The sequence below is a fragment of the Xanthomonas translucens pv. cerealis genome, assembly GCF_006838285.1.
Lineage (GTDB): Bacteria > Pseudomonadota > Gammaproteobacteria > Xanthomonadales > Xanthomonadaceae > Xanthomonas_A > Xanthomonas_A cerealis.
This window is the reverse complement of record NZ_CP038228.1, coordinates 2,957,926-2,984,450: the sequence shown is the minus strand read 5'-3', so window position 1 is coordinate 2,984,450 and position 26,525 is coordinate 2,957,926. Positions and strand designations below refer to the sequence as shown.

The following is a 26,525-nucleotide window of genomic DNA, read 5'->3' as shown; positions in this document are numbered from 1 at the left end:
GTGATGTGCCTGCGGTCGCGCGATGCTTTTCTCGCAGCTGTTTCGATTTCCTGTAGGAGCGGCTTCAGCCGCGACCGGGCGTTACCGGATAGATCCTGTCGCGGCTGAAGCCGCTCCTACAGGGGGGCGCCTAGTGCGTTCTCGCAACGTCAGGCCGACATCGCCAGCACCGTGATCTCTTCGCGGTCGTGGTACAGCTGTTTGGCGCGGATCTGCAGCGGGCGCTCGGCGCGCTCGGCGAACAGGTCCAGGCACAGCTGGGTCTCGTCCCAACGTTTCTTCATCGGCAGCTTGAGGTTGAAGATCGCGTGCCGGCACCAGCCTTCGCGGAACCAGGTGCCCATGCGCTCGGCGACGCGGCGCGGCTGCTCGACCATGTCGCAGACCATCCAGTCCAGCGCCTGCGGCGGCTTCCAGTGGAAGCCGTCGGCGCGCAGGTGATCGACCAGGCCGCTGTCGAGCACGTGCTGGCGCAGCGGGCCGTTGTCGACGCTGGTCACGTGGAGGTGCTGGCGGATCAGTACCCAGGTCCAGCCGCCGGGCGCGGCGCCCAGGTCGGCGGCGCGCATGCCGGGCTTTAGCAGCGCCTCGCGTTCCTCCGGCGCCAGCAGCGCCAGCAGCGCTTCTTCCAGTTTCAGCGCCGAGCGCGAGGGCGCTTCCGACAGCAACTTCAGGCGCGGGATGCCCAGCGGCCACGGTGCGCTGTCGTCGCTGTCTGCGATGGCCAGCAAGGCGTGGGTGCCGGCGAGGAAGCACACGTGCAGGCGCGGCAGCTTCGGCTGCGGTTTGTCGCTGAGCAGGCCGGCCTTGCGCAGCGCCGGACGCAGCGCGTTGCCGAAACTGCGCGCCAGCCCGGACAGTTGCTTGCCTTCGTCCGAATCCGGGTGCTCGATCCACAGGTCGCCGAAGCGGTTGTGTCCGCTCAGCGCCTGCAGCATCGGCGCGATCCGGTCGGCCGGATCCAGCTCGCGCAGTTCGGCCAGCAGGCGCAGTTTCTGCCGCGCGAAGATCAGCCCACGCCACGGCAGCGCGCGCGGCGGCAAGGCGGTTTCGCAGATCAGCAGCGCGTAACCGCTGTTGCGTTCGGTGCGCGCGTAGGCCGGCAGGTCGGCGCGCGCGGCGCGATCGTTCAGTTCGGCCGCCAGTTCGGGCTCGAAGCCTTGCCGGCAGTAGCACAGCAGGCCGTTCAGGGAGGACATGGAGGAAGCCTTCGCCGGGCGGCGGTCAGTAGCGGGGGCTGTCGAGTTCGCCGTAGCGGCGTAACACCGCGCAGGCGGCGTCGCGGTGCAGGCCGCGCACCACTTCGATGCCGCGGCGTTCCAGTTCGCCGATCCAGTCCGCCGGTAGCGGGCCTTCGTCGAACGGGGTCAACGCCATCACGTCCTCGGCGCTGGCGCCGATCAGCAGCCGATCGATGCCGGCCCAGATGGTCGCGCCGTAGCACTGGCAGCACGGTTGCGCCGAGGTCGCCAGGGTCACCGGCGCCAGTACAGCGTTCAGTCGCGGCGTCTGCAGGCGCTGTTGCGCGAGCATGTAGGCCATGTTCTCGGCATGCGCCAGCGAGGTGGTCTGCGGCACCACCCGGTTCACCCCGACCGAGATGATGCGGTGGTCCGGGCCGAACACCGCCGCGCCGAACGGGCCGCCGCTGCCGGCGTCCACGTTCCGCCGCGACAGTTCCACTGCCAGTGCCACCTTGTCGGCGTCGCCGGGATAGACCGCCTGCGGATCGACCGCATCGTGGATCCAGGCGGGCAGGGTGAGGTGGACTTGCGCGTAGAGCATCAGCGGACGGGTTCGGCAGGCTGGGGGTCGCGCAGTGTATCGGCTTGCACGCCCCTGGCGCTGCAATGCCCGGCCACGCACTGGCAACCGCTGATGGCGGGCGAGCCGCATACGCTCATAAGACCGCTGGCCTGGCATTGCGCCATCACGCCGTGCGGATCGGTGGGGCTGTCGCGGTTGACGCAGGCCGGCATCGCGCCGCAGCAGTTGCCGACGTCCTTGATCATGCAGTCGGCATCGCTGCGGCAGGTGGTGTCCACCTTCACCGGCAGGCCGTGCGCGGCGGGCTTGGCGCCTTCGCTGCGTGCGCAGCCGCTGAAGACGAGGGTGCCGGCGAACAGGCACAGGCAGCACCGCAACCGCGCGAGACGACTGGACATGGCGACCTTCCGTGCGAGAGACCGCAGCCATCGTAACGCGCATGGCCGCGGTTGCGGCGACTCAGCGGCGGCCGACGGTGATCGTATTGGCGGTTTCCTGCTTGATATGGAGCTCGGTGCCGTCGATGGCCTGGTGGATCGCCTGGCGGATGCTGATTCGGCCCTTCACCGCATTGACCTGCAGCGGCGACAGCGACGGATCGTCGTAGACGATGCTGCAACCGGTGGCATGCGCCAGCTGCTGCGCGGTTTCATCTAAGCGTGCGGCGGGCATGTCGTAGTCGTGGTCGGGCACGGCGTCGCACTTGCCTTGCGCCGCTGTGGATGCAGATCCCGGAGCAGGTGCGGGCGTTGCAGCGGCTTGCGAAGGAGCGGAAGACGGCGCCATGTCGCAACCGGCGAGCAGGGCGAGCAGGGCAAGGCTGATGCAGGAGGTGCGCAACGTAGCGGACATGATGGGATTTCCTAATGCTGGGGAGTGACGCTTTTAGTCTAGGCGGTGTGCCTTAACCCAAGGTTGCATCCGGCTTGCGCACTTGCGGGGGCGCGTGCAGCCAAGCGCACCACAGCACGCCGCCGAGCAGGCAGGCGATCGCCAAGGATTCCAGGGGCGTGGGCCAGCGCGCCTCCCACAGGAAACCGTAGAGCAGCGCGAACACGGTTTCGAACACGATCATCTGCCCGACCAGGGTCAGCGGCAGTAGCCGGCTGGCGCGGTTCCAGCAGGCGTTGCCGATCACCGAGGCGAACACGCCCAGCACGATCGCCACGCTCCAGAAGCGTGTCCACTCGGCTGCAGCGTGTCCGTGGTCGAACGCGAACGCGGGGATCGCCAGGGTCAGCGTCAGCGTGCTGGTGACCACGCCGGTGAGCAGCGACCAGTCGCGCCCGGAGATGTCGGGACGACGCGTGAGCCAGCGCGCATTCTTGATCGAATACACCGACCAGCACGCCAGTGCGCCGACCGCGCAGGCCAGCCCGGCCGCGCGCGTGCCCACGTTGGTCTGCGCGGGATGCGCGGTGTCCAGCGTCTGCGCCGCGACCAGCGCTACCCCGAGGACGCACAACGCGCACGGCGCGGCCAAACGGCGGAAGTGCATCGCGCCGGCCGCGCGCGAACCGAGCACTGTGACCACCGCCGGGAGCAGGCCGATGATCAAGGCGGTGGCCGCACCGCCAGCCCATTGCACCGCGCTGCCCAGCAACACGTAGTAGACGATGTTGCCGAGCAGGCTCAGCCGCAGCAGCGCCGCCCATTCCGGCGCTCCGAGCGCACCGGTGGCGACGCGCCAGCGCGGCGCCAGCAGCAGCGCGGCGACCGTGCCGTAGGCCAGGTAGCGCGACACGGCAAGCTGCAGCGGCGAGAACCCGGCGAGCAACTGCGGCGCCAGGAACACCAGTCCCCACGACGCGCCCGCGGCGATGCCGCTGCCCACTCCCGCCCACAAACCCTTGCGCATGCCGTGTCCTGTCTCTTCGTTGCGTAGTGCGCCAGCATGGCCTGGCAGTTGCGGCGCAGGCTTGGCGTGGGGGCCTACGCTAACGTGCCGCCACTGCCGTTGGAAAGCGCGACGCTGGCGATTGTGGTGGCGCGGAGGCGGCCATCGCGGCAGCGCCTGCGCTCAGGCAGCGCCGGTCGGCAACCGCGTCCGTGGCGCAGCGGGTCGCGGACGCGCGCCGGCCGCAACGGGAAACGGTCGGCGCGGCGCGCTTGCGTCAGGCGGCGCCGTGACCGCCGGTCCAGGTGTCGCGCAGGGTCACGCTGCGGTTGAACACCGGCGTGGCCGCGCTGTGGTCGTAGCGGTCGGCGACGAAGTAGCCGCTGCGCTCGAACTGGAACGCCTGCTCCGGCGCGGCCTGCGCGGCGGCCGGCTCAACGTAGCCGCATACGCGGCGCTTGGAGGCCGGGTTGAGATGATCGCGGTAGGTCTTGCCGTCGGATTCGTCGTCGGGCTTCTCTACCGAGAACAGGCGGTCGTACAGGCGGATTTCCGCCTCCAGCGCATGCGCGGCGCTGACCCAATGGATGGTGCCCTTGATTTTGCGGTTGGCGCCTTCCATGCCGGGACGCGATTCCGGATCCAGCCAGCCGCGCAGCTCGACGATCTCACCGGCAGCGTTCTTGATCACCTCATCGACGCGGGCGATGCCGGCGCCGCGCAGGCGCACTTCGCCGCCCGGTACCAGCCGCTTCCAGCCCTTGGGCGGGACTTCGGCGAAATCCTCGCGCTCGATCCACAGTTCGCGCGAGAACGGCACCTCGCGCTGGCCGAAGCTCTCGTCCTTGGGATGGTTGGAGAAGAGCAACGTCTCGCTGTGGCCTTCGGGCAGATTGCCCAGCACCAGCTTGAGCGGGTCGATCACCGCCATGCGCCGCGGCGCCGCCGCATCCAGGTTTTCGCGCAGGCAGCCTTCCAGCACCGAGAAGTCGATCACCGAGTTCTGCTTGCTGATGCCGACCCGGTCCACCAGCAGGCGTAGCGCCGCCGGCGTGTAGCCGCGCCGGCGCAGGCCCTGCAGGGTGTACATGCGCGGGTCGTCCCAGCCATCGACCAACTGCTCGGCCACCAGCTGGGTCAGCTTGCGCTTGCTCATCACCGTGTAGTTGATGTTCAAACGCGAGAACTCGATCTGCCGCGGCTTGGCCGCCTCGCGCGGCAGGCCTTTGTCCAGCAGCGGCTGCAGCAGCTCGGGATGGCCGGCCAGGTCGACCTTGTCCACGCACCAGTCGTACAGCGGGCGATGGTCTTCGAATTCCAGCGTGCACAGCGAGTGGGTGATGCCTTCCACCGCGTCGCCCAGCGCGTGCGCGAAGTCGTACATCGGGTAGATCGGCCAGGCGTTGCCGGTGTTCTGGTGCTCGACGTGCTTGATCCGGTACAGCGCCGGGTCGCGCAGGTTGATGTTGCCGCTGGCCATGTCGATCCTGGCGCGCAGGGTGCGTGTGCCGTCGGGGAACTCGCCGGCGCGCATGCGCCGGAACAGGTCCAGGTTCTCTTCGACGCTGCGCGCGCGGTACGGCGAATTGCGGCCCGGCTCGGTCAGCGTGCCGCGGTATTCGCGCACCTGCTCGGCGCTCAGGTCGCAGACGAAGGCGTGGCCGTCGCGGATCAGCTTCTCGGCAGCCAGGTAGTACACCTCGAAGTAGTCCGAGGCGTGGCGCAGTTCGGCCCAGTCGAAGCCCAGCCAGCGCACGTCGTCCTGGATCGCGGCGACGAACTCGGGGTCTTCCTTGGCCGGATTGGTGTCGTCCAAGCGCAGGTTGCAGCGCCCGGCGAACTCGGCGGCGATGCCGAAATCCAGGCAGATCGCCTTGGCGTGGCCGATGTGCAGGTAGCCATTGGGCTCGGGCGGGAAGCGGGTACGGATGGCCGCGTGCTTGCCGCTGGCCAGGTCCTCGCGGACGATCTGGCGGATGAAGTCTTTCTTCTCGGCCGGGGCGGTGGCGTCGGTGGCGGGGGTCTCGGACATGCGCGCTTCAGCAGATAAGTAAAGCGCAAGTTTAGCCGAGCTGGCCGCTGGCCGCCCCGCCGCGTACGCTGCGGATCCGTCCACCCCCGAGCATGCGCCATGCCGCTTCCCCGTCTGGTCATCGGCGACAAGAACCTGTCCTCGTGGTCGCTGCGGCCGTGGCTGCTGCTGCGGCACTTCGCGGTGCCCTTCGAGGAAGTGCCGCTGGCGCTGGACACGCCCGCGTTCGCCGCGCGCATCGGCGCTTATTCGCCGACCGGGCGGGTGCCGGCGCTGTGGGACGGCGAACTGCAGCTCTGGGATTCGCTGGCGATCTGCGAGTATGCCAACGAGCGCTGGCTGGGCGGCCGCGGTTGGCCGGCCGCGCTGCAGGTGCGGGCGCAGGCGCGCGCGGCGGCCTGCGAGATGCATTCCGGGTTCCTGGCGTTGCGCCGGCAGCTGCCGATGCAGGCCTGCCGCACGCCCGACGATGACCGCTGGGACGCCGAGGCGCAGGCCGATATCGCGCGCATCGTGCAGCTGTGGGCGACGCTGCGCCAGGCCCATGGCGTCGGCGGCGCGTTCCTGTGCGGCGACTTCGGCATCGTCGATGCGATGTTCGCGCCGGTGGCGGTGCGCTTCGCTGGCTACGGGGTGGCGGTGCCGGCGCCGGCCGCGCAGTACATGGCGGCCCTGGAGGCCTTGCCGGCGATGCGCGAATGGCGCGCCGGTGTGGTCGCCGAAGTCGCGACGCGCGGTTGAGGGCAGGGCATGCAGATCGCCTATCGCGCCCAGCACCTGATCGATGCGCACCTGGCCAAGCACGCGCTGGAGGACGCCGGCATCACCGCGTTCGTGTTCGGCGAGGCGTTGCTCGGCGGCGCTGGCGAACTGCCGTTCGGCGTGGTGCAGGTGTGCGTGGCTGACGAACTGCTGGAAAAAGCGCAGGAAGTGCTGATGGCGCTGGGTCTGGGCGGGTGGGTGACGCGGGCAATGTAGGTGTGGGGCCGGGACTCGGGACTGGGGACTCGCAGTCAACGGCGAGTGCAAGGCCGCGACTGTCTGCGGAAACAGAGTAAGCGCGGCGCTGGGCTTGCGCTGCGCGCCGCCGCCGCTCAGCCTTTCCCGGGTCCCGAGTCCCGAGTCCCGAGTCCCGAGTCCCGGTCCCACCTCAACCTCTCCACCCTGGCGGCACCGCTTCCGGATCGGCCAAAGCGCACAGGCGCTTGAACAGCACCGTGGTCTCGGCCACGTTCCAGACCCGCAGCCCCACTTCGCAACCCGGACGGCAGCACCCGCAAGGTGCAGGCGCGCTATACCTTCGTCTATGAGAAGCGCGACGGCCGCTGGCTGATCATCAACCAGCACAGCTCGGCGATGCCGGAAGTGGCGAGCGGCGGCAGCAAGACCGCAGCGCATTGACCGGGCGGACACTTGGCGTGGGTCGACAACGGCCCGCCGCCATGGCGCCGTGCGGCGTCGGCGTGCCCGGCGCTGCGCCACGCGCACCTTGAAAGCCGGCGCCGGCAGCGCCATCCAGAAGACATCCCTTTCGATGCCAGGAGTCCGCGCCATGTTGGGAATCGGTGCCTTCAAGCAGCGCCTGCCGCGCCCGGGCGAAAGCCTGCCCGGTCGCGCGCAGCCGCTGCCGCTGCACAACCGCCATTTCGTCAACGGCCACCCGCTGCGCGACGCGTTCGCCGGCCTGCAACAGGTGCAGTTCGGGCTGGGCTGCTTCTGGGGCGCCGAGCGCGCCTTCTGGTCGCTGCCGGGGGTGTTCAGCACCGCGGTCGGCTACGCCGGCGGGCAGACGCCCAACGCCACTTACGGAGAAGTGTGTTCCGGCCAGACCGGCCACACCGAGGCGGTGCTGGTGGTGTTCGACCCGCAGGCGCTGAGCTTCGCGCAGTTGCTGCAGGCCTTCTGGGAAAGCCACGATCCGACCCAGGGCATGCGCCAGGGCAACGATACCGGCACCCAGTACCGCTCGGCGATCTACTGCAGCACGCAGGCGCAGTACGATGCGGCGCTCGGCAGCCGCGACGCCTACCAGCAGCGCCTGCGCGCGGCCGGCTACGGCCAGATCACCACCGAGATCCTGTTCCCGGCGCCGCCGTTCTACTACGCCGAGGACGAACACCAGCAGTACCTGGCCAAGAACCCGGGCGGTTACTGCGGATTGGGCGGCACCGGGGTCAGCTGCCCGCTGGGGCTGGAGGCCTGAGCCGCCTCGCGCAGCGCCCACGTGCTGCGCGCTCGTCAGCGAGCCGGAAATCGGCGGCGCAGCGGACACCCGCATTGCCCATTCCCTATTCCTGTTCAGTCCCTGCACCCAAAAAAAAGAGCGGCGCCGCCGCCGCTCTGGTTTGCACTGGTGCAGCGCCGTCGCTCAGGCCGCCAGCTTCTGCCTGATCGTGTCGCGCAGCGTCTGCAGATCCTTGGCGAAAGTGTCGATGCCGCTGGCCAGCTTCTCGGTCGCCATCGGATCGGCGGCCAGGTCGGCGGCGAACTGCTGGGCATGGATCTGCGCGATCTGCGCGCCGTCTGCCCGGCCGGGCGACAGTTTGCGCGGCAGCTCGCCATGATCGGCGTCGAGCTTTTCCAGCAGCTCCGGGGAGATGGTCAGGCGATCGCAGCCGGCCAGCGCCTCGATCTGTGCGGTGGAGCGGAACGAGGCGCCCATCACCACCGTCTGCGAACCGCGGCGCTTGAATTCGGCGTACACGCCGCGCACGAACTGCACGCCCGGGTCGTCGTCGATGCTGGCCGGGGTCTGCCCGTTGGCGACGTACCAGTCCAGGATGCGGCCGACGAACGGCGAGATCAGGAACACGCCGGCCTCTGCGCAGGCCAGCGCCTGGGTGCGGTTGAAGATCAGCGTCAGGTTGCAGTCGATGCCGTCGCGCTGCAGCTGGCGCGCGGCTTCGATGCCTTCCCAGGTCGCGGCGACCTTGATCAGGATCTTGTCCTTGGGCACGCCGCGCTCGGCGTACATGGCGATGAACTTGTGCGCCTTGGCGATGGTGGCGGCGGTGTCGTGGGCCAGGTCGGCGTCCACCTCGGTGGATACGCGCCCGGGCACCAGCGCGCTGAGCTTGCTGCCCACGTCGATCGTCAGGCGGTCGGCGATCTCGTCGACCAGGGCGGCGTGGTCGCGGTCCTGGCTGCGCGCCCAGGCCAGCGCCTCGTCGATCAGCTCGGCGTAGACCGGCAGGTCCAGGGCTTTCTTCACCAGGGTCGGATTGGTGGTGCAATCGACCGGCTTGAGCCGTTTGATCGCATCGTAGTCGCCGGTATCGGCCACGACCACGGACAAGTCGCGCAGCTGGGCAAGTTTGGAAGGAGCGGAAGACGTCATCGACAGGTCTCGGAACGAATGAAGTGAAGAGTAGCCCTGCGCACGTTAACGCGTTGCGCGCGCGGCGGCGTCCGCGGCCTGCACCGCGAGCACGCGCAGCCGCAGCGCGCGGCCGCCGGGCGCCTGCCAGTCGATCGACTGGCCGACGGCCAGGCCCAGCAGGGCGCTGCCGACCGGCGCCAGCACCGAGATGCGGCCTTGCGCGGCATCGGCCTCGTGCGGATAGACCAGGGTCAGTTGGTGGCGCTCGCCGTGCATTTCGTCTTCGCATTCCACGCGCGAGTGCATGGCGACGATGCCGGCGGGAATCTGTTCGGGTGGCACCACCGTGGCACGGCCGAGTTCTTCGCCCAGCGCGAGCGCGGCCGGGTGCTGCTTCAATGCGGGGGACTCGAGCAAGGCCTCCAAACGGGCCAGGTCGTGGCTGGACACGATCAGTGAAGGGGGTAGGCCGCTTTGCGGTTGAGAGGACATGGCAAACTCCTTGGGTCATGAAAAAGGCGGCGCTGCGAGGCGCCGCCCGGATGGCGCTGGCTGTCGCGTGGCATCGGCCGCAGGGCCGATGGCCGCGCTCAGACAGCAGTGACGTGCGGCTGCGTGGGCAGCAGTTGCTCCAGCAACGCCAGCAACAGCGGGCCATCGAACAAGGCGGTGTAGCTGACGCTGACCTTGCTGCCGCCGCGCAGCTGGAACTGCAGGCGCGAGGTCCACGCCGACACGTCCGTGGCCACGATATCGTCGATGCGGATCTCGCTGCCGGCGAAGGCGAGACGCTCGCGGCTCAGCTGCACCGTCTCGAGCGGGCCGCGGGTGAAACCCTTCATGTTGACCGCGAATTCGCGGCGGATCGCGCCGGCGGTGGTGACCATGCGGAAACTCAATGTCTGCCCGGCATCGAGCTTGGCCATCAGCACCGGCAAACGCGCCTGCAGGTAGCCGTGCATGAAGCGGTCGAGGAACGTGTAGTAGCCGCCGATGTTGCCGTTGGCCGCCTGCCATTGTTCCTGGCCTTCGCGCCGCCAGCCGAGGTTGACCGAGAGGCCGGCACGGTAGAACTGGCAGGTTTCGACGATGTCGCGATAGAGATAGGTGCCGTCGCTGCGCTCGGGAAACTGGCGCACGCCCAGTTCGCCCTGTTCCCAGCCGCCGCGGCGGATCGCCCAGCCCAGCAGGAGCGTCAATACGCCGACCAAGGCAAGGCCGAGCATGATCCATTGCAGCGTCTGCGCCGCGTCCGGCGCGACCTTGTCGCGCACCACGAACAGCAGCACGCCGCAGGCCAGAAGTGCCACGCCGAACAGCATGACCAGGATCGACAGCGTCGCATTGTTGCGATGGCGGCCGAGCACGGTTCCGATAGATGTCATCCGCATTCCTTTACACAAGTAATGACGGGATTGTCGCACCGTGGGCTGTAAACCGGGCGTCAGCGTCGCCCGTACGCCTTGCGGCAACGGCGCGGCGCTGCGCTCAGGGCGTCGCCACGCGCGGCAGCGCGGCGGCTACCGGGGCGAGCGCCGACGGCGTGGTCTTGGCCGACAGCAGCGCTTCGGGCAGCGCCTTGAACAGCGTCGCCAACTGCTCCAGGAAATCGCTCATCGCCGAGCTGCGGCGCCACAGCATCGCGATGCGTCGGCTCGGGCCGGAGGCATCGTCGAAGCGCAGTAGATGGATATTGGACGAGTTCGCCACCGGCGGTTGCACCGCCAGCAAGGGCAGCAAGGTCACGCCGACATTGGCGGCCACCATCTGCCGCAGCGTTTCCAGGCTGGTGGCCTGAAATTCGGCCTTTTCCAGCGCGCCGGACAGGTGGCACACGTCCAAGGCCTGCTCGCGCAGGCAATGGCCGTCCTCCAGCAACAGCAGCCGTTGCTGGTGCAGTTCGCTCAAGCTCAACGAATCGCGCTTGGCCAGCGGGTGGTTATCGGGCACCGCCAGGACGAACGGTTCCTCGAACAGGAATTCGGTATGCAGCTGGTCGTCGTGCAGCGGCAGCGCGAGCAGCGCCGCATCCAGCCGGCCCTCGCGCAGCCGGGTCAGCAGCACGTCGCTCTTTTCCTCGATCAGCAGCAGTTCCAGTTGCGGGAAGCGCTCGCGGATGCCCGGGATCACGTGCGGCAGCAGGTACGGGCCCAACGTCGGGAAGATGCCCAGGCGCACCGTGCCAGCTTCCGGGTCCTGGCTGCGCCGCGCCGCCTCCTTCATCTGCTCGATCTCGGCGACGATGCCGCGCGCGCGGCTGGCTGCCTCGCGTCCGGCCGGGGTCAGCATGACCTTGCGCGGTGCGCGTTCGACCAGCGGCACACCGAGTTCGTCCTCGAGCTTCTTGATCTGCGTTGACAGCGTCGGCTGGCTGACGAAACAGGCCGCCGCGGCACGCCCGAAATGCTTGTGATCGGCCAGCGCCACCAGGTATTTCAGATCACGCAGGTTCATCGGCAGGTTCCTTGGCGGTGCGGCTGTGCTGGGAAACAGCATAGACCCCGCGCCGGCTCGCGGCGCGGGGCAAGCAGGTCAGGCCGCTTCGGCGACCGCGCTGCTGACCGGCGCGCTGCTGCGGATCAGGTGGTCGAACGCGCTCAGCGCCGCCTTGGAGCCTTCGCCCATGGCGATGATGATCTGCTTGTACGGCACCGTGGTGGCATCGCCGGCGGCGAACACGCCGGGCAGCGAGGTCTGGCCACGGTCGTCGACGACGATCTCGCCGCGCGGCGACAGCGCCACCGTGCCCTGCAGCCATTCGGTGTTGGGCAGCAGGCCGATCTGCACGAAGATGCCTTCCAGCGCCAAGCGGTGGACGTCGCCGCCGACGCGGTCCTTGTAGACCAAGCCGGTGACCTTGCTGCCGTCGCCGATCACCTCGGTGCTCTGCGCGTTGACGATGATGTCCACGTTGCCCAGGCTGCGCAGCTTGCGCTGCAGGACTTCGTCGGCGCGCAGCTTGGCGTCGAACTCGACCAGGGTGACATGGCTGACGATGCCGGCCAGGTCGATCGCCGCTTCCACGCCGGAATTGCCGCCGCCGATCACCGCCACGCGCTTGCCCTTGAACAGCGGGCCGTCGCAATGCGGGCAATAGGCCACGCCCTTGTTGCGGTACTGGTCTTCGCCGGGCACGTTCATCTGCCGCCAGCGCGCGCCGGTGGACAGGATCAGCGTGCGGCTCTTCAGCGAGGCGCCGTTGGCCAGCCTGACCTCGATCAGACCGTCGGCGCCGGCCGGAAGCAACTGCTCGGCGCGCTGCAGGTTCATGATGTCCACGTCGTACTGGCGCACGTGCTGCTCCAGCGCCGCGGCCATCTTCGGGCCCTCGGTTTCCTGCACCGAAATGAAGTTCTCGATCGCCATGGTGTCCAGCACCTGGCCGCCGAAACGCTCGGCCGCCACCCCGGTGCGGATGCCCTTGCGCGCCGCATAGATCGCCGCCGCCGCGCCGGCCGGGCCGCCGCCGATGACCAGCACGTCGAACGGCGCCTTGGCCGCGATGTTGGCCGCATCGCGCTTGGCCGCGCCGGTGTCGAGCTTGGCCACGATCTGCTCCAGGCTCATGCGGCCCTGGTCGAACACGTCGCCGTTGAGGTACACGGTGGGCACCGACATGATCTGCCGCGCCTCCACCTCGTCCTGGAACAGCGCGCCGTCGATGGCCACGTGCTTGATGTTCGGGTTCAGCACCGCGGCCAGGTTCAGCGCCTGCACCACGTCCGGGCAGTTCTGGCAGGACAGCGAGAAATAGGTTTCGAACACGTAGTCGCCCGGCAGGTTGCGCACCTGCTCGATGACCTCGGCGGTGGCCTTGGACGGATGCCCGCCGACCTGCAGCAGCGCCAGCACCAGCGAGGTGAACTCGTGGCCCAGCGGCAACCCGGCGAAGCGCAGGTGGATGTCGTGGCCGGGGCTGGTCAGCGCGAACGATGGGGTGCGCTCGGCACTGTCGCGGTGCACGTCCAGGCTGATCTGGTCCGACAGCAGCACCAGGTCCTCGAGCAGGTCGAGCATCTCGCGCGACTTGGTGCCGTCGTCCACCGATGCGGTGATGTGGATGGGCCGAACGACCCGCTCCAGGTAAGCCTTCAACTGGGTTTTCAGATCGGCATCCAACATGGCGGACTCCTGACGATGGGCAAAGCGCGGGGAAGGCGTTGCTGCCGCAGGGGCAGACCGCCGTAAAGAATTGGGAGGAGGGGTGAACCGCAGCCAGCGCGCGCTGCCGGTGGCTGGCGTGAGGCAGGCGTACTGGCCGCGACGCAGGCTGCGGTTCACCCCCACCCCCGCCGAAACGGCGGAGATGGGAGTGCGGCGGCTTAGATCTTGCCGACCAAGTCCAGCGACGGCTTCAGGGTCTTTTCGCCTTCCTTCCACTTGGCCGGGCACACCTCGCCCGGATGCGAGGCGACGAACTGCGCGGCCTTGAGCTTGCGCAGGGTCTCGGTGACGTCGCGGGCGATTGCGTTGTCGTGGATTTCCAGCGTCTTGATCACGCCTTCCGGGTTGATCACGAAGGTGCCGCGCAGGGCCAGGCCTTCCTCGTCGATATGCACGCCGAACGCGCGGGTCAGCTGGTGGGTCGGGTCGCCGACCAGCGGGAACTGCGCCTTGCCCACGGCCGGCGAGGTCTCGTGCCACACCTTGTGCGAGAAATGGGTGTCGGTGGTGACGATATAGACCTCGGCGCCGATCTTCTGGAACTCAGCGTAGTTGTCGGCGGCGTCTTCCACTTCGGTGGGGCAGTTGAAGGTGAAGGCGGCCGGCATGAAGATCAGCACCGACCACTTGCCCTTCAGGTCCGCGTCGGTGACTTCGATGAATTCGCCGTTCTTGTAAGCGTTGGCCTTGAACGGCTGGACCTGGGTGTTGATCAGAGACATGGAGTTTCCTCGTGGTTGCGAAGGGGAACGGGGGATAGAACGAGGTTCATCATAGGAGGGTTCGATAGATATCTCAAATCGATTGATGGAATTGAATAGATAGTTTTTGCCTATCGCTATTCAAGCCTGGCTCTTTGCTGCGCTGCGGGGGAAGCACGCAGTCCCAACGTTCTATCACGTTGGCTTTTCCGGACTGCTGCGGCATCGTGACGTCGATGAACGCCCCTACCCCCGAGTCCCTGCTGCGCGCAGCCTGCGCGCAGATCGACCGCGCCGATGCCGAAGCCCTGCTGATCCACGCCCTGCAGCGCCACCGCGCCTGGCTGTTCGCGCATGCCCGCGACCCGTTGCCCGCGGATGCCGTCGAGCGCTTCGGCGCCCTGCTGGCGCGGCGCGCGCAGGGCGAGCCGGTGGCCTATCTGACCGGCCGCCGCGGCTTCTGGACCCTGGACCTGGCGGTCGGCCCGGCCACGCTGATCCCGCGCGCTGACACCGAGCGCCTGGTGGAACTGGCGCTGGAGCGGCTGGACACGGCGCCGGGCCGCCGCGCCGCCGACCTGGGCACCGGCAGCGGCGCGATCGCGCTGGCGCTGGCCAGCGAGCGGCCGCAGGCGCAGGTGCTGGCCACCGACCTGAGCGAGGCGGCGCTGGCGGTGGCGCAAGCCAATGCGCGAACGCACGGCCTGCACAACGTCCGCTTCGCCCACGGCCCCTGGCTGGCGCCGCTGGCCGGACAGCGCTTCGACCTGATCGCCAGCAACCCGCCCTATATCGCCGCCGGCGACCCGCACCTGGCGCAAGGCGACCTGCGCTACGAACCGGCCAGTGCACTGGCGTCCGGTGCCGACGGGCTGGACGACATCCGGATGATCGCCGCCGAGGCATCGGCGCATTTGCGGCCGGGCGGCTGGCTGCTGCTGGAGCATGGCTGGGAACAGGGCGAGGCCGTGCGTGCGCTGCTGGCCGATGCCGGCTTCGATGCTGTGGCGACCCACCAGGACCTGGAAGCACGCGACCGGGTCACGCTGGGGTGCTGGCCGGTCATTTGACTCGGTGGCGATGCGGACTCGCCTGTCGTGTCTCGACGTGTGGATGTGCCACCCCGTCCCTGCGCGAGGGCATCGAACGCAACGTGCCGGTGCAGAAGGGCTGAACACGGCCTGCGCCTATGGCGCCGCCGTCATCCCTCTGGCGCTGCGGGCTGCGGGCATGGCGGGGCATGGCCACCGCTGACCATGCCCTCACTCGCCCCACGGACATGTCGAGCCGTGGCGGCATGGAGCCGTTCATCGGCGAGCAGCACGTACCCGGCAAGCGGCTCGGAAAGATCCAGACCATCGCCGCGATCTTGTATCCGGACGCACAAGGCCAGGATCCGTTCTGGACAAGCCAAAGTCGCGCCGCGTTCAGCGCGTTTGCGTCCTACATGTTTGAAGCCCGGGATCACACCATCGACGAACTCATGGCATGGAAGGCTCCGGAAGCACTGTTTCCGCACATCAACACCTCGCCGCTGTTCCCCAGCCTTGAGCGCATCCTGCATCTGTCCAGCGGCCACGACGGCAACAGCACGCAGCAGATGCTGCAGGACATCCTCATAAATCCCAACTACACCTACATCAGCGTGCAGACGCGCACCGTGTTCGGCAACCTGGCGGGGCTGGCCGAGCAGACGTTCAGTTCCGTCATCGCCACCATGCAGGCGCCGCTGCAGCAATTCCTCAGCCCGACCCTGGCGGCAGCCACCAATGCCACGGACATCGACATTCTGAGCCTGCGCAAGCGCCCGACCACCTTGTACGTGATCATCCCGACCAACAAGCTGGACGAGAGCAGCAAGCTGTTGAACATCTTCTTCAGCAGCCTGATCGGCAACAACCTCGGCAAACAGCTGGGTGAGGAGCCGGACCTGCAATACCAGATGCTGATGCTGATGGACGAGTTCACGGCGATGGGCCGCCTGGACGTGTGGTCCAAGCGCATCTCCATTTCGGCCAGCTACGGCGTGCGCGACCTGTGCATCGTACAAAGCCGCGCGCAGCTGCGTTCCAACTATGGCGACAACGACGCGCAGAACTTCATTACCAACCATGGCGCGCAGGTTGTGTTCGCGCCGCGCGAGCAAAGCGACGCCAACGAGTACAGCGAAATGCTGGGCTACAAGACCGTGCGCAAGCAACAGCGCAGCCACAGCCGCAGCCGTGGCGCTGGTGCGAGCCAGGTATCGATCAGCTGCGTGGAGCAGAAGCGGGCGTTGTTCCTGCCGCAGGAGATCAAGGAACTGCCCAGCGACGACGAAATGATCTTCTACGAAGGCAGCAAGCCGATCCTGGCGCAGAAGAACTGGTTTTTCAAAGACAAGCAATTCAAGGCCCGTGCGGCGATGCCGCCGGCGCGCATCAAGGTGGTGGGGCATGATGCGCAGATGGCATTGCCAGAGCACGTCATCCAGGTGCAGAACGAGAAGGACGTAAACCGGTTGAGCTAAGCACGCCGGGTGTCCGCGCCTCGACGGATGTGATGCAGCAGGCCGCACCATTGCAAGAGACGGTGCAGCAGGCACAGACCCTCAATCAACAGCGCGAGCAGCAGCTGGCGCTGGAAGCGCAGCAGCGGCAGCAGGAAGGCCCTGGCGGTAGGGGGCCGGCCGGTCAGGGGCTAACCTTGCGGGAGTCATCGGTGCGGCTGCTGGGCGACGTTTGCTGCAGGCAGCGCCGCCAATATGCCATCCGCGAGTAAAATCCAGTTTTCAGGCAGGAACCGCCATGCGCACGCTATATCCCGAGATCGAACCGTTTGACAGCGGCATGCTGCCGGTGGATGCGCGCCACACGCTGTACTACGAACAGTGCGGCAATCCGCAGGGCAAGCCGGTGGTGCTGCTGCACGGCGGGCCGGGCGGCGGCTGCAATGCCAAGATGCGCCGCTTCCACGATCCGGCCAAGTACCGCATCGTGCTGTTCGACCAGCGCGGCTCCGGCCGCTCCACGCCGCATGCGGACCTGGTCGACAACACCACCTGGGATCTGGTGGCCGATATCGAGACGTTGCGCGAAACGCTCGGCATCGCGCGCTGGCAGGTGTTCGGCGGTAGTTGGGGCTCGACCTTGGCGCTGGCCTATGCGCAGACCCATCCGCAGCGCGTCACCGAGCTGGTGCTGCGCGGCATCTTCATGCTGCGCCGCTGGGAACTGGAGTGGTTCTACCAGGAAGGCGCCAGCCGCCTGTTCCCCGATGCCTGGGAACATTACGTGGCGGTGATTCCGCCGGTGGAGCGCGCCGACCTGATCTCCGCGTTCCATCGCCGCCTCACCAGCGACGACCAGGCCACGCGTCTGGCCGCGGCGCGCGCGTGGAGCGTGTGGGAGGGCGCCACCAGCTTCCTGCACGTGGATGCGGATTTCGTCGACGGCCACGAGGACGCGCAGTTCGCGCTGGCGTTCGCGCGCATCGAGAACCACTACTTCGTCAACGGCGGCTTCTTCGAGGTGGAAGACCAGTTGCTGCGCGATGCCGGGAAGATCGCCGATATCCCCGGCGTGATCGTGCAGGGCCGTTACGACGTGGTCTGTCCGGCGCAGAGCGCCTGGGAGTTGCACAAGGCCTGGCCGAAGGCGACGCTGCAGATCAACCCGAGCGCTGGTCATTCCGCGTTCGAGGCGGAAAACGTCGACGCCCTGGTGCGCGCCACCGACGCCTTCGCCTGAGCTGGGCATGGCGTGCGCCGCCATGCGCGGCAGGCGCCAATACGCGGTCTGTTGCGCGAATGCGAGGATCTACAGCATCACCAGCAGAGCGAGGTGGACAGCGACTGCGGCCGGGCAGCAAGGCGAAATTCCGGCAAGCGACCGTCTGGCGATGCTGTGTCGCCGCGTTTGCTGGATTGTATCGCTGCCAGCCGAGCAGTGCGCCTCTGCCTTATCCATTACCCCTTTTCGGGGCAGGTGTGCCGGAGCAGCGGGCGGGGGGGCTGAGTTCTGTAAGTGCGCTGCAGTCGGGACTTGAGTCCCTCCCACAATGGGCCGAAGCGTCCGTCGCCTGGCCGAATGTTCCCGCGGGATCACAGCTGGATGGCTTGGGGCTAGCGCTCGCGACCGACTCCCGCTCCCGCCAGCGCCCTTGCCTGCAACCAAGCCATGCTAGGGATAAAGCCCTTCGGTGTGCAGCGCGGCCGCGCCGACGCCGACGCCGCTGGCGGCGGGACGTGGATCCAGGCGCGCCTGGTCGGTCTCGTCGGTCCACACTACGAACGATTCCAGCGTGTTGTAGCCGAAGGTGTTGCTGATCGCCACGTCGGCGGCGTCGCGGCCGCGCGCGATCAGCACCCGGCCGATGCGCGGCAGGTTGTGGCGCGCGTCGAAGGTGTACCACTGGCCGTCCAGGAACGCCTCGAACCAGCCGGAGAAATCCATCGGCGCGGCCGAGGCGGGCACGCCGATGTCGCCCAGGTAGCCGGTGCAATAGCGCGCCGGGATGTTCATGCAGCGGCACAGCGCGATCGCCGAGTGGGCGAAGTCGCGGCACACGCCGCGGCCTTCCTGCAGTGCCTGCGCCGCGCTCTTGGTCGGGCGCGCGTGCTCGTAGCCGAATTGGATCTGCGCATGTACGTAGTCGCAGATCGCCTGCACCCGCGCCCAGCCGGTCGGCGCGCTGCCGAACAGGTCCCAGGCCATGCCGCTGAGCAGGTCGGTCTCGCAGTAGCGGCTGCCGAGCAGGTACATCAAGGTGTCCTCCGGCAGCTCCTGCACCGGCGTCTGCGGCGCGTCGTAGCGATATTGGTCGGGCAGGCCGCTGTCGCGCACCACTGCGTCGGCGCGCAGGGTCAGCGCGCCGGCCGGGGCCAGCATGCGCGTGCAGCTGTTGCCATACTGGTCGCGGTAGCCGCGCAGCGGGATCGCCGGCTCGGTCTGCAGCGCGGTGGCCACGACGATGTCGGTGCGGCGGCTGTCGTGGATGTCGAGCATGGCCAGCACGGGGGTGGGCTGCAGGAAACGGTAGCGGATCTCGTAGCCGAGGCGGATGAGCATGGGGGAGGCTCCGGTGGGAAAGCTAGGGCGTTGAACGGACGGCGATGATCGAGAGTGCGCAGCCTGCGCTCAGCCCGATGTGAAGGCAGCTTGCAACCGATTCAGCATGTTGAGCAAGCGTTGCGCCCATTGCCGCTGTCCGCTGGGGTCGGCGATCAGGTCCTGGCGAATCTCCAGTTCCACGTGCGCCAGGCCGCGCGCCTCGGCATGCACCGGGATCGCGTAGTCGGTGGCATCGCTGACCGAATACGGCTGGTTGTCGCCGACCACCAGCCCCGGTTCGGCGCGCAGCTCGGCCAGCAGCGCCTGCGCGAAACGGGCATCGCGCTGATATAGCACGCCGGCGTGCCATGGCCGGGACTCGCCGGCCATCGACGGGGTGAAGCTGTGCATCGCGATCAGGATGGTGGCGCGGCCGGCGTCGCGGCGCCGGTCCAGTTCCGCGGCGATGCGCGCGTGGTAGGGAACGAAGATCGCCGCGGCGCGCGCGGCGCGCGCGGCGGCATTCAACCCCTGGTTGCCCGGCACCAGGGTGCCGTCGCTACGCTCGGCGACCGAACCCGGCGCCGCCAGCGGCCGGTTGCAGTCGATCACCAGCCGCGAATAGGTCTGCTCGATCGCGAACGCATCCAGCGCCTGCGCCAGTGCGCGGGTGACCGCGGCGATGCCGATGTCCCAGCCGATGTGCCGGTCCAGTTCGTGCTGCGGCAGGCCGAGGCCGGCCAGCGCCTGCGGCACCTGCTGCCCGGCGTGGTCGGCGATCAGCAGGTAGGGCGAGCGGCCCTGCGCCTGGTGCACGCGGTAGGGCGGCGGATCGCCGACACCGAGCAGGGGCGGGCCGGCGTGCGCATGCGTCGTCGGCTCAACCACGTGGGGTGCCGTCCAGCTGGTGTTCGATCATCCACAACCCGGCCCACAGCTTGGCGTCCAGCTCGTAGCCTTCGCCCATCTTCTGCACCAGCCAGGCCGCGGCGCGGGCGCGCGGCACCGCGTGCACGGTGATGTCCTCGCTGGCGTCGCCGCCGCCGTCGCCGACCTTGCGCAGGCCGCTGGCACGCACGAAGGCAACCTTTTCGTTGCTGGCGCCGGAGGAGGTCGGGCCGATCATCAGCACTTCGGCGTGGTCGGCGGTCCAGCCGGTCTCTTCCTCCAGTTCGCGCACCGCCGACAGCTCGATCGATTCGCCCGCATCGATGTCGCCGACCAGCCCGGCCGGCATCTCGATGGTGCGCGCCTGCAGCGGCACGCGGAACTGCTCGACGAACAGCACCTCGTCGTCCGGGGTCACCGCGACGATGATCGCCGCCAGGCCGCCGGCATGCACGCGTTCGGAGTACTCCCAGGTACCGCGCACCACCATGCGCTGGTATTTGCCTTCGTAGACGATGCGGGGCGGGGAATCGGGGCGGGTCATGGGCGGCGTTCGCTCGGTTCGGGAGAGGAGGGCGCGGCCGCGGCAGCGCGCGGCCCGGCTGTACCGCAGTGTAGTGGCATCGCCGTGCTCAGCCGAGCGGAGCGTCCAGTCCCGCCGCCTGCAGCAAGCGGCGCCGGGTCAGCGGGCCGAGGCGCAGCGCTTCGCACAGGCCGTGCAGCATGTCGGCGTCGGCCTGGCCGCAGGCGAAGCCGGGCGCGGCAGAATCCAGCGGCGCATCCAGCGCGATGGTGGCCAGTTGCCGCCACAGCAGCGCCTGTTCGCGTTGCTCGCGCAGGCGCGCCGCCATCTGCGCGGCGCCGCGCAGGCGCAGGAACGCCACTTCGTCGATCCGCGTCAGCAGCGTGTCAAGGTCGCCGAAATGCGCCAGCAGGATCGCCGCGGACTTGGCGCCGATGCCGGTGACGCCGGGAATGTTGTCGATCGCATCGCCGGTCAGCGCCAGGTAGTCGGCGATCTGGTACGCATGCACGCCGTGCCGCGCTTTCACTCCGTCCGCGCCCCAGCGCTGGCCGCGCGCGTAGTCCCACTGTTCGTCGAAGTCGAGCAGCAGTTGCGACAGGTCCTTGTCGGCGGACACGATCACGCCGTGGAAGCCGGCGCCGCGCACGCCGTGCAGCGCGCTGCCGATCAGGTCGTCCGCCTCGTAGTCGTGGTGCGCCAGCACGCCCAGGCCGAGCGCGGCGCACAGCGCCTTGCAGTGTGCGAATTGCCGCCGCAGCGCATCCGGCGCCGGCGCGCGGTTGGCCTTGTAGGCTGGATACAGGCGATTGCGGAAGCAGCTGTCCAGCGCTTCGTCGAAAGCGATGGCGATGTGCTGCGGGCGCTCGCGTTCGAGCAGGTCGAGCAGGAAGCGGGCGAAGCCGTGCACCGCGTTGGTCGGCCAGCCCTGTGCGTCCTGGAACTCGTCCGGGATCGAATGCCAGGCGCGGAACACGTACAGGCTGGCATCGACCAGGTACAGCGGTCGCGTCGGCGTCGTCGCGTTCACGGGGTCCAGTCGCTGAGCAGCTGCTGCGGATCGGGGCGCTCGCGCTCCGGCACTTCCATGCGCGGCGTGCCGATATGGATGAAACCGGCGATGCGCTCGTTTTCGGCCAGGCCCAGCCGCGCTGCCACCGCTTCGTCGTAGGCCATCCAGGCGGTCAGCCACTGCGCGCCGAAGCCGTAGGCCTGCGCCGCCTGCAGCAGGGCGAAGCAGACCGAGCCGGCGGTCAGCCATTGCTCGATTTCCGGCACTTTCGCCTCGCGTTGCAGCCGCGCGATCACCGTGATCGCCAGCGGCGCGTGCGCGAAGCGTTCGCGATCCTTCTCCACCGCGGCGGGCGGCGCGCCCGGGTCGAGCTGCAGCGTGCGTTCGGCCAGAAAGTCGCCCAGCGCCAGGCGCGCCTGGCCGGCGATGCGCAGGAACCGGAACGGCACCAGCTTGCCGTGATCGGGCACGCGCACCGCCGAGCGCAGCATCGCCAGCAGAGTTGCGTCGTCGGGCCCCGGCTCGCCCAACTGCCTGGACGGCACCGAGCGGCGTTCATCCAGCGCTTGCAGCGAGTGAAGTGTGCGCATAGTCTCGATTCCGTGGGGTGGGCGCCGAATTATAGTCGCGCGCCCAACAGCGGCAGCGGATGCCGCGGTTACTCAGAGAGTCAAGTTCCTTCCATGATCTGCCGCTAACTCCCGAATCGATGCCGGTTTCACTTGCGCTTGCGTATCACACCGCCATGCCAATCTCCGAATATGCCGAGGAGCTGCTGCCCAGCCGCAACTCGGACCTGCTCGACCAGGTCCGGGACGTGGTGTCGGTGCCGCTTGCATAGGCGTTCGGCGAGACACGGGACGTGCTCGCCGATGCGCTGTTTCGCCTGGCCGAGCGCGCCGGGGCGACGCAGAACGATTATTTCGAGGCGATCGAGTTGCTGCGGCAGCAGCGCGAGCCGATCGCCGCGCGCTTCCGCGGCCATCTGGCGCAGGCCAGTACCGGCGCAGGGTGGAGATCGCCGCACGCCGCGCGAGCGAGCTGCAGCGCGCCGATGAGCGCCGCGACAAGGCGCGTGGCCTGGCCGTGCAGGCCGTGGACGAGCGCCTGCAGCGCGGCGCCGACCGCAGCATGCTGCCGGGTCCGGTCGAGGCCTTCCTGCGTCGGCCCTGGTGCCAGTACCAGCAGCAATCGGCGCTGCGCGACCACGGCCATGGCGCGGCGGTGAGCGCGGCGCTGGCGCTCGGCGACGCGGTGCTGGCGCAATGCCGCCAGGCGCAGGCCGGCGGCGGCGTGCCGGCAGGCGGCTGGCTGCAGCCGCAGCGCGTCGAGTTCTGGATGCGGCCGCTGCCGCGTGGCTGGGCCTGCGCGCGGCCCTGGACGATCTGGCGCATGCGCGCCCGCTGCAGACCGCGGCGCGCGCGCCGGTGGCCGTCGCGCCCGAGGCGCCGCCGGCCAGCCGGAGCCGGCGCAGGCCTCCGATTTCGACCACCGTACCGCCGGGTATTTTCGCCCCCTGGCGACGGGTGCCTGGCTGGATTTCGTCGATCGCGAAGGGCGCGTGCAACCGGGCAAGCTGTCCTGGGTCAGCCCGATCTCGTCGCCGTTGACGTTCGTCAACCGCCGCGGCGGCCGCCTGTGCGTCGCCTCGCCGGAACCGCTGGCGAGGATTGTGCAGCTGGATCGCCTGTGCCTGCACCGCGACGACGATGCGTTCTACAGTGCCATGCAGGGGGGTGGACCGGCTGCAGTGGGTCGCCGTCGCGGCCTGAATCCGTGGCGGCAGCTGCGGGTTCGCGTCGCGCTGCAGCCGGCGTTGTGCAATGACCCCCTAGGATGGGGTAAGAGGTCATGCTCCGGAGTTTGAAATGCCAAGCGCATCATGGTTGATGTTCAGGTACCCTGCCTACCATGCACAGGCGGAAACAGGGGCCGTGTCCGTTCGACTTCCTCTTACTCTTTTTCTTGCGCCGCTCCCGGCGCGGAGCCTTTGCGCATGAGTTTCAGCCCCAGCTCGCCGCACGCACATCCCGCGCGCGACCCGCATCTGCTGATGCAGGCGCGCGACGGCATGCTGCCGGTGCTGGGGCAGGCGTTCGCCGCCGCACTGGCGCATTTCGACGACGTGCTGTTCGACCGCGCCGAAAGCGCCGGCGCCTCGCAGCTGCTGTTCCTGGATGGCATGCGCGAGCTGCGTCGCCGCCGCGACGAGATCGCCGCGCGCTTCCGTGCGCAACTGGACCAGGCCTGGCAGGCGCTGGATGCCGGCACGCCGCTGTCGGCCGAAGTGGCGCTGGCCGGCTACGGCCAGGGCCTGAGCCTGGTGTCGGAAAGCGAACTGGAATCGCGGCTGGCGGTGCGCAACCTGGCCAGCGTGCTGCTGCGCGAATGGAAGTCGGTGCTCAACCGCATCGATCGCCGCCTGGGCTGGATCGCCGGCGGCCTGGAACTGGACGCCGACACCAATCCGGTCGGCCCCGAACACATCGGCGTTGCGGTGCATGCCGCCTTCTCCACCAGCGACCTGGCCCCGGAAGTGCGGCTGGTGCTGATCAAGCTATGCGAGCGCGATCTCACCGCCGGCATCGGCAGGCTCTACCAGGAGTTGGACGACAGTCTGGCGCGGGCCGGCGTGATGCCGGAGATCTCGCGGCCGCCGCCGCCGCGGCGTGCGCGTGCTGCGGAAGAACGCCAGTCGCGCGGCGACGCTGCCGGTGTCGGCGAGGACGGCGGCGCTGCCGGCGAGACGGGCGAGTACGACGACCACGCGCCGGCCTGGGCCAGCCGCTTCGTCGACCGTTGGGCGCAGAGCCGCGGCCGTCCGCAGTCCGCCGAGGCTGGCGCCAGCCAGGGCATGTTGCTGGAAGCGCTGCACGAACTGCTGCAGCAGACCCGCAACGTGCGCGAGAACGCCACCTCCGCGGCCACCGCCGCGGTCGGTCAGCAGCGTTCGCTGAGCCAGCGCGAGATGATCTCGGTGCTGTCGCTGCTGCAGGCCACGCCCAGCGCCACGCTGCGCGCGGCGATCGGCGACGACGGCGAATCGCTGGCGCAGCGGCTGAAGAGCGAGGTGCTGTCCAATGCAACCCAGCTCGGCGTGGACCCGACACATGCGCGGCTGGATCCAGTCGACGAGGATGCGATCGACCTGGTCGGCATGCTGTTCGACGTGATGCTCGACGAACGCGACCTGGAAGGGCGCTCGCGCGAGATGATCGAACGCCTGGTGGTGCCGTTCGTCAAGGTCGCGCTGCTGGACCGGCGCATGTTCGTGCAGAAGACCCATCCGGCGCGGCGCCTGCTCAACGCGCTGGCCGAGGCCTGCGAAGGCAATACCGGCGAAAGCCCGGCCGAGCGCGTGCTGATGGGCAAGGTCGAGGAGATCATCGAGCGCCTGGTCGCCGATTTCAACGAGAACCTGGCGATCTTCCTGACCCTGGAAGAGGAGTTCCGTGATTTCCTGGCCCAGCACCGGCGCCGCATCGAGATCGCCGAGCGCCGCGCCGCCGAGACCCAGCGCGGCCAGGAAAAGCTGGAACTGGCCCGGCAGCGCGCCGAGGCCGAGTTGCAGATGCGGCTGCAGGGGGCGCCGTTGCCGCAGGCGCTGGACGACTTCCTGCGCCTGCCGTGGCTGCACCACCTGACCATGGCGGTGCTGCGCGAGGGCGAGGACGGCGCCGGCGTGCGCGATGCGCTGGCGCTGGCCGACGGCCTGCTTGAGGAAGCGACCGAGGCGCGGCGGCATATCGTCGGCAAGCCCTGGCTGCAGGCCTGGCAGGGGCCATTGCACAAGGTCTTCGCCAGCGTCGGCCTGCATGCCGAGGCGGCCGCTGCGGCGATCAATGCGCTGCACGACACGCTGCAGGCCGTGGCCGAACTGCGACCGGAACTGGAGCGCCCGCTGCCGGAGCTGCCGCAGGTGGCGCTGCCGCAGCCGCCGCTGCAGGAGGCGCAGCCGGTGGAGGTCACCGCTGCGGAAACGACCGAGGACTACGACAACGCCGACGCCGACCGTTTCCGCGCGATGCCGATCGGCACCTGGCTTGATTTCATCGATCGCGACGGCAAGGTGCAGACCGGCAAGCTGTCGTGGGTGAGCCCGATCTCGGCGCGGCTGCTGTTCGTCAACCGCCGCGGCGTGCGCTTTTGCGTGGTCTCGCCGGAGGAACTGGCGGTGATGGTGCGGCTGGGCCGGCTGCGCAGCCACATCAACGACGGCGCTTTCGACAGCGCGATGCAGAGCGTCATCGACCGGCTCGATCCGCAGAACGCGACGCTGCACTGAACCGGATCGACCTTCGCCGCGTGGCGCGGGCTGTCGCCATGCCAGCGTCGGCCGCATGACGGGAGCGGTCCGCTTGCAGGGCGTCACGATCCCGGTGTGCGCTGATGCACCGTTTTCATATAGCTTCTTGATTGCTGGTCTATACGATTATTTTATATCTGTGCGATGTCGGTTGATGGAGCGGAATCGGCGTGTTAATTTTTCACGGGATTTTGAAAAGTCCCGCGTTGCGCTGTATCTTGATAATGCAATGAAATATGCTCTTCATGCAAATTTAAATAAATGTAATTTCAATAAAATAATCAAGGAGTCCATATGGAAATCAGTTTCTCGTTTTCGCATTTGCAGCGCCGTGCGTCGGCCGTTTCCGCTGCAGTCCTGCTGTGTGCGATGTTCGTGGCTTCTGATGCCAGCGCTGCCGAGGTCGGTCGCACTAGAGTCACTGGGGCAATGCTAGGACCGGGGGAAGACAACAAAACGGTCTCGGACCAACAGGTTTTCAATGCATTTTGGGGAAATGCATATCGTTCATGCCGCATATACCACAGCGACACCAAGTCTGTTGGCTTGGTGAGCTATACTGTTAACAGCAGGGATCTTCAAGGGCATTACAATGTCACTAGTATGTGGGTTTGCAAAAATAATCCGTGACGACATACGGAAATTCATGCTGTGAACGGGGTGTGGATTTTTCAGTCGCTCGCCGAGTCTATTGATTATTTGAGTATTGGCAAGAAGCGGTAGCGCTGCCTTTCCTTTTCCTGCTTGCGGGAAAAGGAAAGGCTCTATCTGCGAATCTGCTTCGTTCCCGGCATTTTCCGTTCTCCACATCGGCTTGATGGTGCGGGGTAGTAACTCCTAGACCCTGTCCATGCCGGGATGCCCCGTCGTCCCGCGATGTCCGGCTCAAGCGTGCCGTGCGGACCAGTCCGTGATGCCTGGCAGTCTTCGTTTTACCTCCATGCCA

The 26,525-nt window shown here is 68.1% G+C and carries 26 protein-coding genes and 4 pseudogenes; 12 read left to right on the top strand and 18 right to left on the bottom strand.

Annotation, left to right across the window (positions count from 1 at the left end; genetic code table 11):
* Window positions 1-149: 149 nt before the first annotated feature.
* The 6 genes from rlmM to E4A48_RS13185 form a co-directional block, all read right to left on the bottom strand.
* A complete protein-coding gene (gene rlmM / locus E4A48_RS13210) occupies window positions 150-1,190 on the bottom strand; it encodes a 23S rRNA (cytidine(2498)-2'-O)-methyltransferase RlmM (RefSeq protein ID WP_141696284.1) in 1,041 nt (346 codons plus the stop codon).
* A 34-nt stretch (window positions 1,191-1,224) separates the two neighbouring features.
* Window positions 1,225-1,785, bottom strand: a complete 561-nt coding sequence (locus E4A48_RS13205; protein ID WP_009577417.1) for a nucleoside deaminase — start codon at window positions 1,783-1,785, stop codon at window positions 1,225-1,227.
* Complete coding sequence (locus E4A48_RS13200; protein ID WP_142742551.1) at window positions 1,785-2,165, bottom strand: hypothetical protein; 381 nt, start codon at window positions 2,163-2,165, stop codon at window positions 1,785-1,787. The genes E4A48_RS13205 and E4A48_RS13200 overlap by 1 nt, the downstream gene beginning before the upstream one ends.
* A 61-nt stretch (window positions 2,166-2,226) precedes the next feature.
* Window positions 2,227-2,619, bottom strand: coding sequence for an STN domain-containing protein (locus E4A48_RS13195; protein ID WP_142742550.1), 393 nt, complete (start codon window positions 2,617-2,619; stop codon window positions 2,227-2,229).
* Between the two features lie 52 nt (window positions 2,620-2,671).
* Complete coding sequence (locus tag E4A48_RS13190; RefSeq protein WP_142742549.1) at window positions 2,672-3,625, bottom strand: DMT family transporter; 954 nt, start codon at window positions 3,623-3,625, stop codon at window positions 2,672-2,674.
* Window positions 3,626-3,881: 256 nt separating this feature from the next.
* The gene (locus E4A48_RS13185) at window positions 3,882-5,636 is read right to left on the bottom strand and encodes a glutamine--tRNA ligase/YqeY domain fusion protein (protein ID WP_142742548.1); all 1,755 of its coding nucleotides are present in this window, start codon (window positions 5,634-5,636) and stop codon (window positions 3,882-3,884) included.
* Between the two features lie 99 nt (window positions 5,637-5,735).
* Here E4A48_RS13185 and E4A48_RS13180 point away from each other — a divergent pair, with 99 nt between their 5' ends.
* Window positions 5,736-6,377 carry a glutathione S-transferase family protein gene (locus tag E4A48_RS13180; protein ID WP_142742547.1) on the top strand — a complete coding sequence of 214 codons (642 nt, stop codon included), beginning with the start codon at window positions 5,736-5,738 and terminating at the stop codon, window positions 6,375-6,377.
* Between the two features lie 9 nt (window positions 6,378-6,386).
* Window positions 6,387-6,614: a putative signal transducing protein gene (locus E4A48_RS13175; RefSeq protein ID WP_003472682.1), complete on the top strand. Its 228-nt coding sequence runs from the start codon at window positions 6,387-6,389 to the stop codon at window positions 6,612-6,614.
* Window positions 6,615-6,786: 172 nt separating this feature from the next.
* Here the strand turns inward: E4A48_RS13175 and E4A48_RS13170 are convergent.
* A pseudogene (locus tag E4A48_RS13170) lies at window positions 6,787-6,891 on the bottom strand (response regulator); the annotation flags it as partial.
* Between E4A48_RS13170 and E4A48_RS13165 the strand changes: the two are divergent.
* Both E4A48_RS13165 and msrA read left to right on the top strand, forming a co-directional pair.
* Window positions 6,888-7,037: pseudogene (locus tag E4A48_RS13165) on the top strand (SgcJ/EcaC family oxidoreductase); the annotation flags it as partial. The pseudogenes E4A48_RS13170 and E4A48_RS13165 sit on opposite strands and share 4 nt — an antisense overlap.
* Window positions 7,038-7,188: 151 nt before the next feature.
* Window positions 7,189-7,839 carry a peptide-methionine (S)-S-oxide reductase MsrA gene (gene msrA / locus E4A48_RS13160; protein ID WP_039007583.1) on the top strand — a complete coding sequence of 217 codons (651 nt, stop codon included), beginning with the start codon at window positions 7,189-7,191 and terminating at the stop codon, window positions 7,837-7,839.
* 165 nt (window positions 7,840-8,004) lie between these two features.
* Here the strand turns inward: msrA and E4A48_RS13155 are convergent, their stop codons facing one another.
* The 6 genes from E4A48_RS13155 to ahpC all read right to left on the bottom strand — a co-directional run bounded on the left by E4A48_RS13155 (window position 8,005) and on the right by ahpC (window position 13,841).
* The gene (locus E4A48_RS13155; protein ID WP_142742546.1) at window positions 8,005-8,973 is read right to left on the bottom strand and encodes a transaldolase; all 969 of its coding nucleotides are present in this window, start codon (window positions 8,971-8,973) and stop codon (window positions 8,005-8,007) included.
* A gap of 45 nt (window positions 8,974-9,018) precedes the next feature.
* Window positions 9,019-9,447 (bottom strand): nucleoside diphosphate kinase regulator, encoded by a 429-nt coding sequence (rnk, locus tag E4A48_RS13150; RefSeq protein WP_142742545.1) that lies wholly within the window; start codon window positions 9,445-9,447, stop codon window positions 9,019-9,021.
* A gap of 98 nt (window positions 9,448-9,545) precedes the next feature.
* Window positions 9,546-10,340, bottom strand: coding sequence for a hypothetical protein (locus E4A48_RS13145; RefSeq protein WP_142742544.1), 795 nt, complete (start codon window positions 10,338-10,340; stop codon window positions 9,546-9,548).
* A 103-nt stretch (window positions 10,341-10,443) separates the two neighbouring features.
* Window positions 10,444-11,409, bottom strand: a complete 966-nt coding sequence (locus tag E4A48_RS13140) for a LysR substrate-binding domain-containing protein (protein WP_039007577.1) — start codon at window positions 11,407-11,409, stop codon at window positions 10,444-10,446.
* Window positions 11,410-11,487: 78 nt separating this feature from the next.
* The gene (gene ahpF, locus E4A48_RS13135; RefSeq protein WP_039007576.1) at window positions 11,488-13,077 is read right to left on the bottom strand and encodes an alkyl hydroperoxide reductase subunit F; all 1,590 of its coding nucleotides are present in this window, start codon (window positions 13,075-13,077) and stop codon (window positions 11,488-11,490) included.
* A gap of 200 nt (window positions 13,078-13,277) precedes the next feature.
* On the bottom strand, window positions 13,278-13,841 hold the full coding sequence (gene ahpC, locus E4A48_RS13130) for an alkyl hydroperoxide reductase subunit C (RefSeq protein ID WP_039007575.1): 564 nt from the start codon (window positions 13,839-13,841) through the stop codon (window positions 13,278-13,280).
* Between the two features lie 215 nt (window positions 13,842-14,056).
* Between ahpC and prmC the strand changes: the two genes are divergently transcribed.
* The 4 genes from prmC to pip all read left to right on the top strand — a co-directional run bounded on the left by prmC (window position 14,057) and on the right by pip (window position 17,548).
* Window positions 14,057-14,890 carry a peptide chain release factor N(5)-glutamine methyltransferase gene (gene prmC / locus E4A48_RS13125; RefSeq protein ID WP_039007574.1) on the top strand — a complete coding sequence of 278 codons (834 nt, stop codon included), beginning with the start codon at window positions 14,057-14,059 and terminating at the stop codon, window positions 14,888-14,890.
* Window positions 14,891-15,099: 209 nt separating this feature from the next.
* Window positions 15,100-16,329: a type IV secretory system conjugative DNA transfer family protein gene (locus E4A48_RS13120; protein ID WP_260607951.1), complete on the top strand. Its 1,230-nt coding sequence runs from the start codon at window positions 15,100-15,102 to the stop codon at window positions 16,327-16,329.
* A 32-nt stretch (window positions 16,330-16,361) separates the two neighbouring features.
* Entirely contained in the window at window positions 16,362-16,580 is a 219-nt protein-coding gene (locus tag E4A48_RS13115) for a hypothetical protein (RefSeq protein ID WP_142742543.1), read from the top strand.
* Between the two features lie 26 nt (window positions 16,581-16,606).
* Window positions 16,607-17,548 (top strand): prolyl aminopeptidase, encoded by a 942-nt coding sequence (gene pip, locus E4A48_RS13110; RefSeq protein WP_058196966.1) that lies wholly within the window; start codon window positions 16,607-16,609, stop codon window positions 17,546-17,548.
* 432 nt (window positions 17,549-17,980) lie between these two features.
* On the opposite strand, the gene E4A48_RS13105 is transcribed toward pip, so the two are convergent.
* From E4A48_RS13105 to E4A48_RS13085, 5 genes are all read right to left on the bottom strand, one after another.
* The gene (locus E4A48_RS13105) at window positions 17,981-18,868 is read right to left on the bottom strand and encodes a transglutaminase-like domain-containing protein (protein WP_058196965.1); all 888 of its coding nucleotides are present in this window, start codon (window positions 18,866-18,868) and stop codon (window positions 17,981-17,983) included.
* Window positions 18,869-18,937: 69 nt separating this feature from the next.
* Window positions 18,938-19,738: an N-formylglutamate amidohydrolase gene (locus E4A48_RS13100; RefSeq protein WP_039007570.1), complete on the bottom strand. Its 801-nt coding sequence runs from the start codon at window positions 19,736-19,738 to the stop codon at window positions 18,938-18,940.
* Window positions 19,731-20,282, bottom strand: coding sequence for an NUDIX hydrolase (locus E4A48_RS13095; protein ID WP_003481247.1), 552 nt, complete (start codon window positions 20,280-20,282; stop codon window positions 19,731-19,733). The genes E4A48_RS13100 and E4A48_RS13095 overlap by 8 nt, the downstream gene beginning before the upstream one ends.
* Before the next feature lie 88 nt (window positions 20,283-20,370).
* The gene (locus tag E4A48_RS13090) at window positions 20,371-21,291 is read right to left on the bottom strand and encodes a 5'-3' exonuclease (protein ID WP_142742542.1); all 921 of its coding nucleotides are present in this window, start codon (window positions 21,289-21,291) and stop codon (window positions 20,371-20,373) included.
* A complete protein-coding gene (locus E4A48_RS13085) occupies window positions 21,288-21,863 on the bottom strand; it encodes a nitroreductase family protein (protein WP_039007567.1) in 576 nt (191 codons plus the stop codon). Before E4A48_RS13085 ends, E4A48_RS13090 begins: the two co-directional genes overlap by 4 nt.
* Before the next feature lie 272 nt (window positions 21,864-22,135).
* Here E4A48_RS13085 and E4A48_RS21130 point away from each other — a divergent pair.
* The 4 genes and pseudogenes from E4A48_RS21130 to E4A48_RS13065 all read left to right on the top strand — a co-directional run.
* Window positions 22,136-22,243 (top strand): annotated as a pseudogene (locus E4A48_RS21130) (hypothetical protein); the annotation flags it as partial.
* A gap of 26 nt (window positions 22,244-22,269) precedes the next feature.
* Window positions 22,270-23,008: pseudogene (locus E4A48_RS21625) on the top strand (DUF1631 family protein); the annotation flags it as partial.
* Window positions 23,009-23,269: 261 nt separating this feature from the next.
* Window positions 23,270-25,558, top strand: a complete 2,289-nt coding sequence (locus E4A48_RS13070; RefSeq protein ID WP_142742541.1) for a DUF1631 domain-containing protein — start codon at window positions 23,270-23,272, stop codon at window positions 25,556-25,558.
* Between the two features lie 315 nt (window positions 25,559-25,873).
* Window positions 25,874-26,209: a hypothetical protein gene (locus tag E4A48_RS13065; protein WP_142742540.1), complete on the top strand. Its 336-nt coding sequence runs from the start codon at window positions 25,874-25,876 to the stop codon at window positions 26,207-26,209.
* Window positions 26,210-26,525 lie beyond the last annotated feature (316 nt).